A 15885-nucleotide genomic window follows, 5' to 3' on the forward strand; every position below is an offset into this window, starting at 1 on the left:
ATGGAGGGGTTACCGGCGGTACCAGAGGAAGCCGACAATGCCGAGGCCGATGATGACGACGCCGCCAATCAGTGGGACCGGCAGACCGTTGCCACCTTCACTCTCGGTGACCGTGACGGGGACCGCGTAGGAGTCCGAGAGTTTGCGCTCGCCGTCTTCGTTCTCGTACTGGAAGTCGATGTCGAACGAGTAGGTCTTCGGCGTCGCCGACGAGGCCGCACTCATTCCAAGTGCAATCTCTTCCGACTCACCGGGTGCGAGTTCGTCGATGAAGGCCGTGTCGTCCGAGAGACCGAGCGGACTGTCGGCGAAGGCCTTGGCGTCGATGTTACGGAAGGTTTCGTCGCCGTTGTTGGTGACGACGAGGACCATCGTCTGCGAGGAACCGGCTTCGAGCGACTCGTTTTTCATCTCGACGTCGAAGAGGTTCTGTTTTGGTTCGACCTGCGTCTCCATCGTGAGCGACTTCGACTGCTGAACGTCACCGTCGGCGTTGCGGTATTCGACGACGTAGTTCAGTTGTCGAACGCCCGCGTCGGCGGAGTCACTCACTTCGACGGTGAACTCGAAGTCAGACGACTGGCCGACTTCGAGCGTGCCGAGTGCGTACTCGGTCTCTTTGATGTTCGTCGTCGGGGAGTTCGAGGAGATGACGACGACGGCGTTACGCGCCGTGTCCGGGCCGTCGTTCGTAATGGTTCCGCTGACGCTCGTTTCGCGGCCGACCTGGAGCGTCGAGTCCGTCGCATCGAGCGAGAACGACTGCTCGGCGAGCGGCGTCAGGCCCGTCGCGAGGTTCTTCGACTGCTTCGGGACGCCGTCGTCATCTTCGTAGTTGACGACGGCTGAAAGGGTGTACTGCTGGACACCGGCGTTTGGTGCAATTGTCGCCTTGTATTCGAGTTCGCGCGTCTCGTTGACGCCCCACTCACCGGCGTAGCGGCTTGCCGTGTTCGCCTGGCCGAAGGTGACACTGGGGTTCTGCGAGGTGAGCGTCACAGACGAGTCGTACGCAGGTTGCGAACCGGTGTTCCGCATGGTCAACGTGACAGTTCCGCTGCCGCCGACTTGGGCAGTCGTCTCGGTAGAGACGATTTCGAAGCTCGGTGCCTCCTCGACGACGACGGTCACGGGAATCTCGGTGGTCGTCTCTTCTTCGTTCTGGACGTCGCCGTTGTCACGAACGGATTCGTCGTATTCGTACTCCGCGACGAGCGTCATGTCGTAGGTGCCCGGTGCAACGTCCTCTTTGACCGAGATGGAGAACGCCGCTTCCTTTTGGCTTCCGTGCGGGATGTCGCCGACGGGGAGCGTCGCCGTGTTCACTTCAATCGGTGCCTCACCGGATTCGAGCGTCAGGCGAACGTTGCGTGCGGAGCGAACTTGTGCTTCGAGTTTGCTCCGTTGTTGGTCATCCAGCGACGCGGAACTCTCCGACGAGGAGAACTTTCGGTACTCGGTGTCGCCGCCGTAGTTGGTGATGACGACGTTGACCGACGTTTCTTGCCCGGGAGCGAGTTTGTTGCTCGGTGCGTACGCTTGGAGATTCGGTTCGCCGACGATACCGGCCATGGCTGGACTCGGAAGAGCAACCAACACGACCAATATGACCGCGAGTGCGCGTGAGAGTTTCATAGGAGATACAGTGTGTGGTGGTGTGTGCGTGTGGTGACAGCAGCACGAGTGTACAAAGCAGACGTCGGACCATGCCGACTGACTGAACGTACAATCAACACCTGAGCGTTGAAGGCTGTAGGTATAAATTGAACGAAACTTCAAAAAACAGAAACCAGATTCATCGGAGCGTGAGTGCTGAACGAGAAGGAATCGCGGGAGTGCGCTTTATGCGCCGATGTACTCTTCGTTGATCGTCCAGTCGCCTTCGCCGTCGCGGACGAGATACTCGCCGTAGTAGGGTACACGGCTGGCGACGACTTCTTCGAACGCGTCTCGAATCTCGTCGCGCGTCATCTCGCCCATCGGGCGTAAGTCGTCGTTGCGGTTGAGACAGCCTTTGAGGTGGCCTTGGTGTGTCACGCGCACGCGGTGGCAGTTCGCGCAGAACTCGGCGTTCTCCACTGGGTCCACGATTTCGACCATGCCCTTGCCGATGTGGTAGCGGCGGCGGTGGTGCATGTCGCGGACTTCCGTCTCGTCGGCGATATCGTTCAACCAGCGGTGAACGCGGTCGATGTCGATGTTCCAGTCCGGTCGCCCCGTGAGTTCGGGCATGTACTGGATGAGCTGTAGTTGGAGCCCCTCGTTCTCGGCGACGTAGTCCACCATCTCCTCGACGTAGCCCGCTGTGTGGGTAAACACGACCATGTTGAGTTTGACCGGCGTCAGGCCCGCTTCGACGGCCGTCTTCACGCCTTCCATCACCTTGTCGTAGGCACCAGATTTCGTGATTTCCGCGAACGCTTTCGGGTCGAGCGCGTCCTGCGAGACGTTGACTCTATCGAGGCCCGCTTCGACGAGGTCTTCGGCACGCTCCGGGAGGAACGTCCCGTTCGTCGTCAACGAGGTTTCCATCGAGTCCGGCGTGCGCTCGATAATCTCTTCGAGGTCGGCTCGGAGCATCGGCTCGCCGCCGGTGAACTTCACTTTCTTGACCCCGTACTCCTCGACGACTTCCAAAAATCGCACCACGTCGTCGGCGCTCATCTCGTTGTCCGACGCGTCCATCGGCCCTCGTGTGTCGCCCAGCCCTTCGTTGTGACAATAGATGCAGTCGAAGTTGCACCGGTCGGTAAGAGAGATACGAACACCGGTTACTTCTCTGCCAAAGTCATCCGCCAACACCATGTCAGGAGTGTACGTGGGAGCGGTGATAAATTCGAGGTGTCAACGCACCCAGAAGTAACTGAATTGGGTTACGTTCATTCAGAGATGTCGGTGAATGTGGCCGCATTTCTCACATCCGATGCACGGGCTTACAAAACCCTTATCGGCTACACTACCGGAGACACGGGCATGGACGAAGCCGACGTACGAGACCGCCTGCGAGCGGTCGAGGACCCCGAACTCGGCGACGACATCGTTTCTCTCGGATTGGTGAACGCCATCGAAGTCGATGGTGACACCGCCCGCGTGTCGCTCGCACTCGGGGCACCGTACTCACCCTCGGAAACCACTATCGGGCGTCGAGTTCGCGAGGCACTCGCAGAGATGGGATTGGAAGCAGACCTCAGTGCAAAAATTCCCTCTGACCGCGCCCCCGACGAAGAGGTTCTTCCGGGCGTAACGAACATCATCGCCGTCGCCTCCGGAAAGGGCGGTGTCGGCAAATCGACCGTCGCCGTCAACCTCGCCGCCGGACTCTCGAAACTCGGTGCGCGAGTCGGTCTCTTCGACGCCGACATCTACGGGCCGAACGTCCCTCGGATGGTCGCCGCCGAAGACGCACCGCAGGCGACCCAATCGCAAACCATCGTCCCGCCCGAAAAGTACGGGATGAAGCTCATGTCGATGGCATTTCTCGTCGGCGAAGACGACCCCGTCATCTGGCGTGGGCCGATGGTTCACCAACTCCTGACGCAACTGGTCGAAGACGTGGAGTGGGGCAAACTCGATTACCTCGTTCTCGACCTGCCACCGGGGACCGGAGACACACAGTTGACCATCCTTCAGACGCTCCCACTCACGGGTGCGGTCATCGTCACGACGCCGCAGAGCGTCGCGCTCGACGACGCCAACAAAGGACTCCGGATGTTCGGCAAGCACGATACCACCGTTCTCGGAATCGTCGAGAACATGAGTACGTTCCGCTGTCCCGACTGCGGCAACAGTCACGATATCTTTGGTGCAGGTGGCGGTCGCGACTTCGCCGCGTCGAACGACCTGCCATTCCTCGGTGCGCTTCCGCTCGACCCCGCCGTCCGCGAAGGTGGCGACGGTGGTCGCCCAATCGTCCTCGACGACGACAGTGGCACGGCCGACGCGTTCCGCGTAATGACCGAGAACGTCGCCAACATGACCGGCGTCGTCCAGCGACGGAAGATTGCCAACGATGAGTGACGACGACCGACCCGACCCGGAACAGGACGCCGACGACGTGGATTGGGAGATGGCCCCAGACTCCGACGCTGACTTCGAAAACAGCGAGAAAAAGCGGGAGTCACTCCGCGAAATCGCCGACGAAATCTACGGCGACTCCTCCGAGAGCCGGCAGATATCGGCGATTCTCTACCGCGTGAGCGATCTCTACGACCCCGACGGGGATACCTCACCCGAGGAGATTTACCTCAACGTCCGACACGTCATGGACATCAAGGCGAAAGGCGGACTCGACCGCTGAACGGGCTGTTCCCACCGCATCCTCCCGATTCCAGCGTTCACTTTCACTGCTTGCTAGCACGGCTCTCGGCCGAAATCGTGAATTTCGAGACTCAGCGCGCATAATTCACATTATTTCACTTTCACTCTGCACCCCTCGTCGTTGGGACCGGGTTGGTTTTAGTTTCGGAGTCGAACACTCTGTGTGGACGCGAATCAACGTCAGTTCAAGAACCCCTTCTCGATGGACGCCGACTGTACCAACTGTTCGGCGTTGTGCGAGACCCGAGAGCAGGTCGTCCACGGCTACGGCGACGTGGGCGCGGAATTCCTGTTTGTCGGCGAATCTCCGAGTGCCACCGCCGAACAAACTGGTGTGCCCTTTACCGGCGACGAGGCAGGCGAGCGAGTGCAGTCCATCCTCGGTGAACTCGGTTTCGTCCGGTCGGAACCGGACGCTGACGAACCGGACATCCAGAACGCCTTCGTGACCTATCTGACCCGGTGTCGTCACCCCAAACGCGGACCGACCGAGAACGAGATTTCGACCTGTGAACCGTTCTTGAACGCCGAAATTCGGATGATTAACCCGCACATCATCGTTCCAATCGGGCAGGCCGCACTGGAAGCCCTCGCCTTCGATTACACCACGCGCGCAGCCGATAGCTTCGACATCGACGCCGAACACGCGACGACCATCCGCGGTCGTGGGTTCGAACTCGTGCCGATGAAAGACCCAGCCGAGCAGACCGACGACGACACCGAAGCGTTCGTCGAACACGTCATCGAGAACGTCTTCGACCGCGACTACCGCCAGACCAAGGGTCGCCAGAGTCGCTGAGGGCCGCCGAAGTCGCCGAGTCGCAAGCGGCGACTTGAAGGGTTCCCCGGACTGACGTGACGCTATGACCACCGTCGCTATTCTCGCCGAGCCACCACGACCGGGATTGGTTCTCTCGTCGCTCGCAGAAACGAGTCCTCTCTCCGAAGCTGAAGCCGCCGAGTTGTACGAAGCGATGCTGAAAGACGCCGTCCTCGCCGTCTCGCGCTCGGGCGGCGAGTTGCTCGTCAACTACCGCGCTGACGACGACCTGCCAGAAGAGTACGTCGCCGACGTCTCCGCCGAAGACGAACTCCGCGACATCGTTGCGGACGCCGTCGGCGACCTCGACGACGTTCGCTTCGAACCGCAGGTCGGTTCGTCGTTCTCTGCCCGCGCCGGAAACACGGTGACGCACCTCCTCCGCGACGAGGACATCCAATCGGTCGCCGTCGTCACGCCAACGGTCCCGCAACTCGGCCGTCAGCACATCGACACCGCGGCGATGAAACTCCGAAGTTCGCAGGTCGTCGTCGGCCCCTCGACCGAAGGTCGGGTCTTCTACGCCGGATTCACCGAGCCAATCGACTTCACCGACGCCTACGAGACGCCGGAGATTCAGACGCTGGCCGAGTGCGCCGACGACGCGAGTCTCTCGTTCGAATACCTCCAGATGCTCCCCGTCGTGGAGACGGGTGCCGACCTCTCCACACTCGTTCCGATTCTTCGCTCGCGCGTGGAGGCCGAGCGCCTCGTTCCCAAGCACACGACGACGCTCGTCTTCGAGTGGGGGCTTTCGGTCGAAGAAGTGGACGGCGTGTTGGAACTCGTTCGAGACTGACCGAGAGCGACAACTCTTAGGTACCCCACCGAAAACATGGGGACGAGGGTGGGATGGCGGAGCGGCCTAACGCGCCTGCCTTGAAAGCAGGTTTCCTCACGGAATCCTGGGTTCAAATCCCAGTCCCACCGCATTCTCAGAGAACCGAGACGCGTAGGTTTAGCTACGCGTCTCCGGTGAACGTGTGCTGTGGTCATGCCTGGGATTTGAATCAGGGAGCGAACGCAGTGAGCGACCGTGGTTCACAATCCCAGTCCCACCGCATTCTCGTCAACCCCCCCATGCCACACACCACCGATGCGTAACGGCTTTGAATTGGCCCCCTAACAGTCGGGTATGGATTGGCCACACGACCCAGACGGAGAAGAGGGAAGCGAAGGACGGCGCAAATACGGTCAGGCCATCATCGCCAAGAAAATCGACGAAGACGAGGACTTCCCGCTAAACAAAGCGGAGTTCGTCGAGGAATTCGGTGACGACCCGATTCGAATCGACTACGAGCGCGTCGTTTCGCTCGGTGAAGTCTTCGAGAACGTCGAAGGCGAGGAGTACGACGACTTCGTCGAATTCCACAAGGCCGTCGGCAAGGGCATGCGCGAAGCAGGCTACTGGTTCTACGAAGGCGCAGAGCAGTTCGTCAAAGGAAAAGGCGCGTAAGCGTTCTCTTCAGTCGTCTTCGAACGACGTACGCTGCTGTACTTCTTTCTCGATTTCGTCGCGCTCCCACGTGCGCGTCTCGTCACCTTCGACTTCCGCCTGAACTTTCTCTTCGAGGAGGGTGACAGCGACGCTGTTGGCTCCTTCGGGGATGATGAGGTCGGCGTGTTTCTTCGTCGGCTCGATGAACTGCTCGTGCATGGGTTTGACCGTCGAGAGATACTGGTCCATGACGCCCTGTAAGTCGCGACCACGGTCGATGGCGTCGCGTTGGATGCGCCGGAGGATGCGCACGTCGGCGTCGGTTTCGACGTAGAGGCGCAAGTCGAGCATCTCGTTGACCTGTTCGTCGTAGAGTGCGAGAATCCCTTCGAGGATGATGACGTCGGTCGGTGCGACGGTGACGCGCTCGGGTTTTCGGTTGTGAACTTCGAAATCGTACTGCGGCATCTCGACAGCGCGGCCTTCCAGCAGGTCCGAGAGTTGTTCTCTGAGAAGGTCCCACTCGAACGCAGAGGGGTGGTCGTAGTTGACCTTCTCGCGCGCGCCCATTTCGAGGTGACTCTGGTCTTTGTAGTAGTTATCAATCGGAATTCGTGTAACAGACTCACCGACGTTCTCCGTGATGAGTCGGGCCACAGTCGTCTTTCCGGCACCACTGCCCCCGGCGATGCCGATGACGAACGACGGGATGGTCATCTCTCGAAAAACGCTGTGCAAGCGGTTTGAACGCAGCGATTCGCATCGTCTGTCGTGTCAACGAGGCGTGAATGGTATCAAATATAAAGGTCTATGATTGACAATCTCAACCAATATGTGTTCACGGCGCGGCATATCGCAAATTCGTCTTTTTCGAAACTCAGGGAGTTAAATTTATAACCCGGACTTGCTATTGACTTTCATATGGTACGTGATATCGCACGACGAGACTACCTAAAGGGAGTGGGCGCCGCAGGGGCGGCAGGCTTAACTGGTTTATCAGGCTGTATCGGTGGCGGTGGCGGTGGTGGCAATGGTCCAGAAGGCCTTGTCGTCATCGGCTACCCAGAAAGTGGTATTCAACTGTTCCGTGACTACTACGCGGCCTCCGACGGAAGCGAGTCCATTCTCGTTCCCGACGGTCTGCGCTCCGGTTCGATGCCGGGTCAGGTCGGTAACGACATGGCGAACGTCACTGGTACCGCACCCGCAGCAGGCGGTCCGGCACAGGAGACGTTCAACCAACTCTTCCAAGACGAGTACGGTGCAGCACCCGGTGTGTTCAACTCGCAGTGTTACGACTCGGTTGCAACGCTGATTCTCGCCAACGCGGCGGCCGGTGAGAACACCGGTGCGGCAATCCGCGACCAGATGCGCCGTGTCGCCAACCCCGGTGGCATGGAGGTCACGCCAGACAACCTCGTTGAGGGTGTCGAGGCGGCCGCAAACGGCGAAGACATCAACTACGTCGGCGCATCCTCGTCGGTCAACTTCAACGAGAAGGGTGACCCGGCAGAGGCAGCCTACGCAGTCTGGGAGTTCGACGCCGAGAACAACTCCACGACGGACGTGGAAGTCCAGAGTTTCGAGGGTGACAACCCTGACGGTTCCGGCCCATCCGCAGACAGCGGAGCGGGTGGCGGCGACCGCGAAATCTCGGTCGGAATTCTCCTGCCCGAGACGGGTGACCTCGCCGCAGTCGGTCAGCCGATGATTCAGGCAGCACAGATTCCGGTCCAGCAAGTCAACGACGCCAACCCGGCAGGCATCACCGTGAACGCGCAGATTGAAGACACCCAGACGTCTCCGGACGCTGGTGTCTCTGCTGCACAGTCACTCGTCTCCGCGGGTGTGCCCGCAGTGTGTGGGTCGGCTTCCTCCGGTGTGAACGTCCCTGTCTCGCAGCAGGCGTTCATCCCGAACGAGGTCGTCGGTTGCTCGCCATCCTCGACGGCACTGTCCGTCTCGGACCTCGACGACAACGACTTCATCTTCCGGACGGCACCTTCGGACTTCCTGCAGGGCCGCGTCATGGCGCAGGTCATGGCCGAACGCCTCGAAGCCTCCTCGGTTTCGACGCTCTACGTCAACAACGACTACGGTCAGCAGCTCTCTGAACGCTTCTCGAACGTCTTCGCCGACGCGTTCGACGGCGAAGTCTACAACCAGGTTGCGTTCAACATCGGTGAGTCGTCGTACTCCTCTGTCATCGAGACGGCACTCTCCGGCCCAGAGAACTAAGCAACTAACTCCGATTTTTCTTTCGACGCCAATTCCTGAGCGGTAGCGCCGTCGCTCGGTTTCGAGCGTGATTGACAGAAGACACTTAATCGACTGTTGAGACGGTTGGACAATGAAGCGCCGTGCCCTCCTCACGACGTGTTCGGGTTCATTTCTCACCAGTATTGCGGGCTGTCTGAGAACTGGCTCAGAACTGTTCGCCAGTAATTCATCGACTGACAGTCGGGCCACCGAATCGACAACTGACAGTCGAGCTACCGAGTCGACAACGGTCCCTCTCGGTGACCCACTTCCGTACGATACTGGGTCTGCGAACGATATCTTCGCACCACCGGGCATCGATATTCGCAACGAGAGTGACGAAGGTGTCACTCTCACTGTCGCGCTCGAACACGACGGTGACCGATTTTTCGAACAGACGTTCGATACGGCGGCAAATGGTGAGCTTTCGACCACCCCAGTCGTAAACTCGCACGCTACGTACGACGTATTCGTCGAGACCGCAGATGGGCGGCAAGCGACTTCCGAGTGGAGCGTCGATGGAGAGTGGAATCATCCGATGTTGGCCGTACTCGTCGATGACGACGGACTCGTTCGAATCGGTTGTGCGTGGCCACAGACAATTAGGATTCCTGTCGAGAACGAGGACCAGACGGAACACGTGCTGAGAGTCGCAGTCAGTAACGGTGAGAAGGCCATCACTGAGACGAGACAAACCATCTTTCCGGGGACAAACCAACTCACGATAGACCTTCCAATTGGGGACACATACGAGTTGACCGTCGAAACAACGGCGGGTTCTCACACTGCCGAGTACGTCGCGTGCGACTGTTGGAGTACGGACGCCGAAGTCCAACTGAAAGACGGTGAACCCACCATCTGGTACACCGCCTACGCCTGCGAGTAAGAGAGACGGGTCTCGACACACAGGCATCGCAAAAAGGGATTGCCGAAGATTATCCGCCGAGGAAGTCTTGGCGGACCTGTTCGTCTTCGAGGAGTGCCGTGCCGGTGTCCATGTAGCGGTTCTCACCGTTCGCAAGGACGTAGCCGCGGTCACAGCGTCGCAGTGCTTCTTTCGCGTTCTGTTCGACCATCAGGATGGCCGTTCCGGCCTCGTTGATTTCGTCGATTTTGTCGAACATCTCTTCGACGAGGTCGGGTGCGAGTCCTGCCGAGGGTTCGTCCAAGAGCAGGAGGTCGGGGTCGAGCATGAGTGCGCGACCCATCGCGAGCATCTGCTGTTGCCCGCCGGACATGGTGCCCGCCTTCTGGTCTTTGCGTTCTTCGAGGATGGGGAAGCGGTCGTACACCGCACGAAGTGCGTCCTGGGGAACTTCGTCGAGGATGTACGCGCCCATTTCGAGGTTCTCTTGGACCGAGAGTGTCGGGAAGACGTTGTCGTTCTGGGGGACGTAGCCGATGCCGACGTGGATGATGTCTTCTGGGCGTCGTCCGGTGATGTCTTCCTCGTCGAACTCGACGCTGCCGCCCATGAGGGCAGTCAGTCCGAAGACGGACTTCATGGTCGTGGACTTGCCTGCCCCGTTCGGGCCGACGATGGTGACGTACTCGCCGTCGAATACGTCCATGTCCACGTCGGTCAGGATTTGCAAGTCGCCGTAGCCTGCGTCGAGGTCGCGGACGCGAAGCAACACGTCGTCGCGGTCTTCGACACCCGCGCCACTGGTGGCGCTGGTGTTGGCGTCGATGCTCATACGTTACCTCCGAGGTAGGCTTCGATAACGTCCTCGTTGCTCCGGATGTCGTCGGGCGTCCCTTCGGTCAGGACCTTGCCCTGGTGGAGTACGATGACGTGTTCACAGTTGTTCATGATGAGGTCCATATCGTGTTCGACGAGCAGGAACGTGTAGCCCTGCTCGCGGAGTTCGTGGACGTGTTTGAGCAGTTTCTTTTCGAGCGTCGGGTTGACCCCGGCGAACGGTTCGTCCAAGAGGAGCATGTCGGGGTCGGTCAGGAGTGCCCGAGCCATCTCGAGCAGTTTGCGCTGGCCGCCAGAGAGGTTGCCTGCGTACTCGTGAGCGATGTGGTCGATGTCGAAGAAGTCGAGGACTTCCCAGACGCGTTCGAGGAGTTCTTCTTCCTGTTCGCGGACATCGTTTCGCACGCCGGGCATCACAGACCGCCAGAGTTCTTCACCCTGCTGGAACTTGGGCGCGAGCATCATGTTCTCGAGGACGGTCATTTCGCTGAGTTCGCGGGCGATTTGGAACGTCCGGACCATACCACGGTTTGCGATTTGGTGTGGTTCGAGACCCGTCACGTCCTCGCCGTTGAACGTCACTGTGCCAGTGTCGGGCTTCAGCATGCCCGTAATGAGATTGAACGTGGTCGATTTACCGGCCCCGTTCGGGCCGATGAGACCAGTCAAGCTTCCGGCTTCGACTTCGAACGACGCGCCATCGACGGCGGTGATACCGCCGAACGATTTTTTGAGCCCGTCGACTTTCAATGGGAACTGTTCTGTCGTATCGACGCCACCGGCGAAGGCACCGAGTGCGCCTTCATCGACTTTGTTCGCAACGTCGTCCACAGATGGGTTCGATGCGTCACTCATCGTCAACACCTCCTTCGGCTTCGGCGACGCCACCATCGGTCCGGACGGAGTCCTCCGAGCCACCGTCGGTGGCAGTTGCCTTCATCGACTTCGGACGGTCCAGCGGAATCACCGAAGCCGTCTCTTTGCGGTGTCCGAGCAGCCCTTCCGGACGGTTGTGCATCAGCCAGATGAGTACGAGACCCATCAAGACGAGTTGCAGTTGGCGGATACTGTCGACCGTGTAGAGGACGAACGGTACGGGGTCGAACGACGAGATGAGCGGCGAGATCGCCGGACCGAATCCGTTCGGTGCGTCGAAGTTCGGAAGTACCGCTTGGACGAGGTTCTGGAAGTAACGCGGGCCTTGGTACAGGACAGCAGCGAAGATTGCGCCACCGAGAACGCTCCCGGTGTTCGAACCAGCACCGCCGATGATGAGCGCAATCCAGACGAAGAACGTCACGCGCGGGCGGAAGAAGTTCGGCGTCACCGCACCCTGCGGCATAAGCCACAGAATACCAGCGAGACCCATCAGCGCACACCCGAGCATGAAGGACTTGATTTTGAAGTTGTCCGTGTTCTTGCCGAGTGCGTTGGCGACGTCTTCGTCTTCACGAATCGCCTTCAGCACGCGACCGAACGGCGATTCGCCAGTCCGCTTGAGCAACCAGTAGAACAACGCGACGAAGGCCAACAGTAATGCCCCGTAGACGAGGCCATCGACGACCGGCTTGGGATTCCGCGGGACGAAAACCTGAACCGCGTCGACCAGTCCGAGGTAGGCACCCCACAGCCCGATGCTACGGAAGAGTGCTTCCAGCGGTGGGACGAAGTCCAGAATGAGTCCGGACCCGCCACCGAATCCAACCCTGTTGCCGAAGAGGTTGAACGACTGCAACTCACCAGAGAGGAAGCTAAAGCGCATAATCTCTGAGAGCGCAATCGTCACGATTGCGAGGTAGTCGGCCCGCAACCGTAAGGCGGGAAGTGCGGCGATAAAGCCGAGAATCGCCGCTGCGGTCATCCCCGCGAGGATGCCGACCCACAGTGGGAGGCCGAGACCACCGACTTGTGCGGCCCCGCCAGCGACGAAGGTCGGTTTCGAGACGATGGCCATCACGTAGACACCGACGGACATGAAGCCGACGATACCGATGTTGAACAGCCCAGTGTACCCCCAGTGGAGGTTGAGAGCTAACGATAGCATGGCGAAGATGCCGATGTAGAACGTCAGCGTGGCGAGCGAGTTGAGTTGTCCGCGAAGCGTGTATCCAAGGCCGATACCTGCCAAGATGTACAGCAGGTAGACACCCAGGAGCGTCGCAACGATGAGTCCTGCGTCGCCGCCAGGCATCCGGTCGGCGAGATCTTCTCGGACGCTCATGCGGTCGCCCTCCCACTAAAGAGACCAGACGGTTTCACGAGCAGGATGACGATCATCACGACGAATGCGGCGGCGCGTGCGAAGGCCGAAGGAATCCACAGCACGGACATCGACGCCGTCATGCCGATGATGATTCCGCCGGTGATGGCACCGTAAATCGAGCCAATCCCGCCGAGGATGACCGCTGCGAAGATGAGCAGCAGCAAGAGCCATCCGTCGTTGAATCCGAGCGTCCCCTTCCAGAGAACGAACATGTAGCCCGCGATACCGGTGAGACCGCCACCGATAATCCACGTTGCGCGGACGACCTGCTCGGTCGGAATCCCCGTAATGCGTGCGAGGTCTTCGTTGTCGGCCATGGCGCGCATCGCCTTGCCGAGCTTCGTCCGCTGCAAGAGCAGGTGAACGCCGAGCATCAGACCGCCTGCGACGACGAGCAGGGTGATGTCGTGGGCGTCGATGAAAATCGTCCCGTCGATAAAGTACAGCCCAATCGACGGTGGTTGGGCGGTCGTTCCGCGAACGTCCGACCCGAAGACGAACTGCATCAGGTAACGGAGTGCGAACGCGACACCGATACTGGTGATAAGGAGCGTGATGCCACCTTCGTCACGAATCGGTCGGAAGATGAACCGGTCGACACCGAGCGACAGGAGGATGGTGAATCCACCTGCGATGACGATGCCTGCGACGACGGCCAGCGGCGTCGAGAGCATCCCGATACCGAGCGTCCCACCGTAGACGGAGCCACCCGCCCCGACTAACAGCAGCGCGCCGATATCTGCACGGCTCAACCCGGCGATGAGGTACGTCGTTGCCCAACCGGAGAACGCCCCCGCCGTGATGTAGTCACCGTGCGAGAAGTTAGCGAAGTTCAGAATACTGTACGTCATTGATAGGCCGATGCCCGCGAGGCCAATCACGAGCCCACGCATCAGACCATCCCAAACGAGCGTGCCAATGTCGGCAAACTGCGTTTGGCCAGTTGCTACCCCGAGAAGAAGGTCGCCGAGCAGGTATACTGCGACGACACCGAGGACGAGCGCGAACGGGCGCTCGACAGCGAACTGCCTACCCCGGGAGTAAGTTTCGGCAATACCCATTGATAACTATCCTCATGATAAGTGCGGACGATAAACAGTCTTAAACCTTTCTTAATTCGCTACTGGTGAAATCAGAACAACCGACAGACAACGACCTATTTGGCTACAAACGCTCATTGCCGCCACATAAAAGCCAACACGCGTCAGATTGGTTCGCATGCAGGTTCGCCCCGCTGTACTGTCCGACCTCGATACGCTCGTCGATTACTGGGTGGACCTCGCCGCAGGGCAGAAGGCTTACGACTCGCATTTAGAAGCAGAAGCAAATCGCACGCCGATTCGCGAGTCGATGGCACAGTACATTACCGCCGGTGGCGTGTTCGTCGCCGTCGCGGACGGTGGTGAGCGAACCGACAGTTCGCAAGCCTCGTCGGACGTTCGGTCCGACGATGGTCCGTCCGACATCCTCGGGTTCGTCATGTTCGGTGTCGAATCCGGCCAGTACGAGCAAGACGTACGCTGCGGACGGGTTCACAACCTGTTCGTCCTCCCAGAGCGTCGTGGAAGCGGTATCGGGAGTGAATTACTGTCGGCCGCAGAGAAACAACTGTGGGCGAACGGCGTCGAGAGTATCTCCTTAGATGTTCTCGCGGCGAACGAAGATGCCCACCGATTCTACCGACGCCACGGCTACGACGCCCATCGAATCGAACTCGAAAAATCGACGCGAAACGATACACACTCAAAGGAGGACCGATAATCGCAAGATGCGCTAGGGGAGCATGGGCGGTTCATGCACTCGACTTGTAATCGAGACTTCGTGGGTTCAAATCCCACTCCTAGCTTTCTTCTGCGGAACAACGTGACGCAGAGAAAGCGACACGTGGGATTTGAAGCAGGGAGCAACTCGGAGAGTTGCGACCGTGGTTCAAATCACACTCCGACCCTTCTCGACAGAGTTTCAATTACAGACGGTTTGTCCATTGCATCGGTGATTCGGGCAGAAAACGGACCAGAGCGTGTGCGTTAGTTTTCCTGCGGCGTTCAAACTCCACTCTAACGATTCGCAAGAACAGTTACCGTCGTCCGCCCGGTGGCCGCACCCGAATCAACAAGAGCGACCCCGGAACGCCGAGGACGAGCGCACGAAACGGATTGTGCTTGATGATGATGTCAGGGTCGAGTGGTTCTGACTGCAAGTCAGTAATCCGGAGACACGAGTAGTAGACGGTGATGTGTGTGAGAACGTACGCGAAGGTCGCAGGGACGATAATCGGGTAGTGAACCCCCGTTGCTGCGAGTCCTTCGAAGAGGAAGGCACAGAGCGCCGAAATAGAGAGCAAGTTCCCGAGTTGGAGCGTGATACCCGTCACCGCAGTGATTGCGGTATCGAACAGCGAGGCACCGTACGGTGTGTACGTGAGCGCAGTCACGACTGCGACGGCCCCGAGGAGGAGTCCCGCAATCAAGACGGAAACCGCGTACACGTACTCCATTAGATTCGCTACTGAGTACAGGAGGTTCTTGAATTTAGTATTACCCCCGTCGTTATCGAAGAAGAAAATTAGACCAGACTACGAAGGAAAGGGGTGAGCAGCGGCGTCTAGAGAGAAATCCAGTTCTCGGGGGCGATACTGAAAGCTTTCAGCGAGACTGAAGTTTATTTTCACTCGCAGCGACGATAGTGTATGAGTAAATCCGACCAGTTCATGCTCGCGGCATCGATGCTCATCTTCGTAGCCATCGTCCTTGGCCTGTTATTGGCGCTCGTGTGAGGTCACTGAGCGGCCTGATACTGCTCTGCTTGTTGGTGGACTAAGCCGCGCTTCGAGAGCGTCTTGAGGATGCTGTACAGAGAAATTTTCTTCATCGAGAGGCCCGATTCGAGTTCGGAGAGAGACGCACCGTTGTGGGTCGTGAGATACAGATAGACGAGCTTTGCTGCCGGCGAATTGAGCTCCGTTGGGAGCGATGTTTTCTGCACTGTCTGTTGCATGGTTGTTGTTCAGTTCTTAGGTTCGACGATAATAAAACCCACTTTCAACAATTGTCGAATATTCTGTGACGGGAGAGAGCCTCTGAATT

General features: G+C 59.1%; 17 protein-coding genes and 2 tRNA genes. 10 read left to right on the plus strand and 9 right to left on the minus strand.

Annotated elements, in window-relative coordinates:
• Positions 1-9: 9 nt before the first annotated feature.
• Positions 10-1635: a sialidase-1 gene (locus tag ACK509_RS13845; protein ID WP_410767121.1), complete on the minus strand. Its 1626-nt coding sequence runs from the start codon at positions 1633-1635 to the stop codon at positions 10-12.
• Positions 1636-1842: 207 nt separating this feature from the next.
• Positions 1843-2805: a GTP 3',8-cyclase MoaA gene (moaA, locus tag ACK509_RS13850; RefSeq protein WP_410767122.1), complete on the minus strand. Its 963-nt coding sequence runs from the start codon at positions 2803-2805 to the stop codon at positions 1843-1845.
• A 168-nt stretch (positions 2806-2973) separates the two neighbouring features.
• Here moaA and ACK509_RS13855 point away from each other — a divergent pair, with 168 nt between their 5' ends.
• The 6 genes from ACK509_RS13855 (at position 2974) to ACK509_RS13880 (ending at position 6593) form a co-directional block, all read left to right on the plus strand.
• The gene (locus ACK509_RS13855) at positions 2974-4017 is read left to right on the plus strand and encodes an Mrp/NBP35 family ATP-binding protein (protein ID WP_410767123.1); all 1044 of its coding nucleotides are present in this window, start codon (positions 2974-2976) and stop codon (positions 4015-4017) included.
• Entirely contained in the window at positions 4010-4297 is a 288-nt protein-coding gene (locus tag ACK509_RS13860; protein WP_410767124.1) for a hypothetical protein, read from the plus strand. Before ACK509_RS13855 ends, ACK509_RS13860 begins: the two co-directional genes overlap by 8 nt.
• Positions 4298-4480: 183 nt before the next feature.
• Positions 4481-5116, plus strand: a complete 636-nt coding sequence (locus ACK509_RS13865; protein ID WP_410767125.1) for a uracil-DNA glycosylase family protein — start codon at positions 4481-4483, stop codon at positions 5114-5116.
• A 64-nt stretch (positions 5117-5180) separates the two neighbouring features.
• On the plus strand, positions 5181-5936 hold the full coding sequence (locus ACK509_RS13870) for a DUF2064 domain-containing protein (RefSeq protein ID WP_410767126.1): 756 nt from the start codon (positions 5181-5183) through the stop codon (positions 5934-5936).
• A gap of 47 nt (positions 5937-5983) precedes the next feature.
• A tRNA-Ser gene (locus tag ACK509_RS13875) sits at positions 5984-6067 on the plus strand.
• A gap of 205 nt (positions 6068-6272) precedes the next feature.
• Positions 6273-6593, plus strand: coding sequence for a DUF5785 family protein (locus ACK509_RS13880; RefSeq protein ID WP_410767127.1), 321 nt, complete (start codon positions 6273-6275; stop codon positions 6591-6593).
• 9 nt (positions 6594-6602) lie between these two features.
• Here the strand turns inward: ACK509_RS13880 and udk are convergent, their stop codons facing one another.
• A complete protein-coding gene (gene udk, locus ACK509_RS13885) occupies positions 6603-7292 on the minus strand; it encodes a uridine kinase (RefSeq protein ID WP_410767128.1) in 690 nt (229 codons plus the stop codon).
• A gap of 204 nt (positions 7293-7496) precedes the next feature.
• On the opposite strand from udk, the gene ACK509_RS13890 reads away from it, so the two are divergent.
• Entirely contained in the window at positions 7497-8813 is a 1317-nt protein-coding gene (locus ACK509_RS13890; protein WP_410767129.1) for an ABC transporter substrate-binding protein, read from the plus strand.
• Positions 8814-8925: 112 nt separating this feature from the next.
• Positions 8926-9720: a hypothetical protein gene (locus ACK509_RS13895; RefSeq protein ID WP_410767130.1), complete on the plus strand. Its 795-nt coding sequence runs from the start codon at positions 8926-8928 to the stop codon at positions 9718-9720.
• Positions 9721-9769: 49 nt separating this feature from the next.
• Here the strand turns inward: ACK509_RS13895 and ACK509_RS13900 are convergent, their stop codons facing one another.
• Genes ACK509_RS13900 through ACK509_RS13915 form a run of 4 tightly spaced genes read right to left on the minus strand, consistent with a single transcriptional unit; the run spans position 9770 to position 13692 of the window.
• The gene (locus ACK509_RS13900) at positions 9770-10531 is read right to left on the minus strand and encodes an ABC transporter ATP-binding protein (RefSeq protein WP_410767131.1); all 762 of its coding nucleotides are present in this window, start codon (positions 10529-10531) and stop codon (positions 9770-9772) included.
• Positions 10528-11391 carry an ABC transporter ATP-binding protein gene (locus ACK509_RS13905; RefSeq protein ID WP_410767132.1) on the minus strand — a complete coding sequence of 288 codons (864 nt, stop codon included), beginning with the start codon at positions 11389-11391 and terminating at the stop codon, positions 10528-10530. Before ACK509_RS13905 ends, ACK509_RS13900 begins: the two co-directional genes overlap by 4 nt.
• Entirely contained in the window at positions 11384-12757 is a 1374-nt protein-coding gene (locus tag ACK509_RS13910) for a branched-chain amino acid ABC transporter permease (RefSeq protein WP_410767133.1), read from the minus strand. The genes ACK509_RS13905 and ACK509_RS13910 overlap by 8 nt, the downstream gene beginning before the upstream one ends.
• The gene (locus tag ACK509_RS13915; RefSeq protein WP_410767269.1) at positions 12754-13692 is read right to left on the minus strand and encodes a branched-chain amino acid ABC transporter permease; all 939 of its coding nucleotides are present in this window, start codon (positions 13690-13692) and stop codon (positions 12754-12756) included. Before ACK509_RS13915 ends, ACK509_RS13910 begins: the two co-directional genes overlap by 4 nt.
• 325 nt (positions 13693-14017) lie before the next feature.
• Between ACK509_RS13915 and ACK509_RS13920 the strand changes: the two genes are divergently transcribed.
• Together ACK509_RS13920 and ACK509_RS13925 are read left to right on the plus strand one after the other, a co-directional pair.
• The gene (locus ACK509_RS13920; protein WP_410767134.1) at positions 14018-14560 is read left to right on the plus strand and encodes a GNAT family N-acetyltransferase; all 543 of its coding nucleotides are present in this window, start codon (positions 14018-14020) and stop codon (positions 14558-14560) included.
• 11 nt (positions 14561-14571) lie between these two features.
• Positions 14572-14645: transfer RNA gene (locus ACK509_RS13925), tRNA-Thr, on the plus strand.
• Between the two features lie 231 nt (positions 14646-14876).
• On the opposite strand, the gene ACK509_RS13930 is transcribed toward ACK509_RS13925, so the two are convergent.
• Complete coding sequence (locus tag ACK509_RS13930; protein ID WP_410767135.1) at positions 14877-15296, minus strand: hypothetical protein; 420 nt, start codon at positions 15294-15296, stop codon at positions 14877-14879.
• A 281-nt stretch (positions 15297-15577) separates the two neighbouring features.
• On the minus strand, positions 15578-15796 hold the full coding sequence (locus ACK509_RS13935) for a TrmB family transcriptional regulator (protein WP_410767136.1): 219 nt from the start codon (positions 15794-15796) through the stop codon (positions 15578-15580).
• Positions 15797-15885 lie beyond the last annotated feature (89 nt).

The sequence above is a fragment of the Haloferax sp. DFSO60 genome (assembly GCF_046557615.1).
In the GTDB taxonomy this organism is placed as follows: domain Archaea; phylum Halobacteriota; class Halobacteria; order Halobacteriales; family Haloferacaceae; genus Haloferax.

Excerpts from the sequence above, each read along its gene's own strand:
- ACK509_RS13845 (WP_410767121.1), bottom strand. The coding sequence starts at position 1,635 with ATGAAACTCTCACGCGCACTCGCGGTCATATTGGTCGTGTTGGTTGCT.
- moaA (WP_410767122.1), bottom strand. The coding sequence starts at position 2,805 with ATGGTGTTGGCGGATGACTTTGGCAGAGAAGTAACCGGTGTTCGTATC.
- ACK509_RS13855 (WP_410767123.1), top strand. The coding sequence starts at position 2,974 with ATGGACGAAGCCGACGTACGAGACCGCCTGCGAGCGGTCGAGGACCCC.
- ACK509_RS13860 (WP_410767124.1), top strand. The coding sequence starts at position 4,010 with ATGAGTGACGACGACCGACCCGACCCGGAACAGGACGCCGACGACGTG.
- ACK509_RS13870 (WP_410767126.1), top strand. The coding sequence starts at position 5,181 with ATGACCACCGTCGCTATTCTCGCCGAGCCACCACGACCGGGATTGGTT.
- ACK509_RS13880 (WP_410767127.1), top strand. The coding sequence starts at position 6,273 with ATGGATTGGCCACACGACCCAGACGGAGAAGAGGGAAGCGAAGGACGG.
- udk (WP_410767128.1), bottom strand. The coding sequence starts at position 7,292 with ATGACCATCCCGTCGTTCGTCATCGGCATCGCCGGGGGCAGTGGTGCC.
- ACK509_RS13890 (WP_410767129.1), top strand. The coding sequence starts at position 7,497 with ATGGTACGTGATATCGCACGACGAGACTACCTAAAGGGAGTGGGCGCC.
- ACK509_RS13895 (WP_410767130.1), top strand. The coding sequence starts at position 8,926 with ATGAAGCGCCGTGCCCTCCTCACGACGTGTTCGGGTTCATTTCTCACC.
- ACK509_RS13900 (WP_410767131.1), bottom strand. The coding sequence starts at position 10,531 with ATGAGCATCGACGCCAACACCAGCGCCACCAGTGGCGCGGGTGTCGAA.
- ACK509_RS13905 (WP_410767132.1), bottom strand. The coding sequence starts at position 11,391 with ATGAGTGACGCATCGAACCCATCTGTGGACGACGTTGCGAACAAAGTC.
- ACK509_RS13910 (WP_410767133.1), bottom strand. The coding sequence starts at position 12,757 with ATGAGCGTCCGAGAAGATCTCGCCGACCGGATGCCTGGCGGCGACGCA.
- ACK509_RS13915 (WP_410767269.1), bottom strand. The coding sequence starts at position 13,692 with ATGCGTGGGCTCGTGATTGGCCTCGCGGGCATCGGCCTATCAATGACG.
- ACK509_RS13920 (WP_410767134.1), top strand. The coding sequence starts at position 14,018 with ATGCAGGTTCGCCCCGCTGTACTGTCCGACCTCGATACGCTCGTCGAT.
- ACK509_RS13930 (WP_410767135.1), bottom strand. The coding sequence starts at position 15,296 with ATGGAGTACGTGTACGCGGTTTCCGTCTTGATTGCGGGACTCCTCCTC.
- ACK509_RS13935 (WP_410767136.1), bottom strand. The coding sequence starts at position 15,796 with ATGCAACAGACAGTGCAGAAAACATCGCTCCCAACGGAGCTCAATTCG.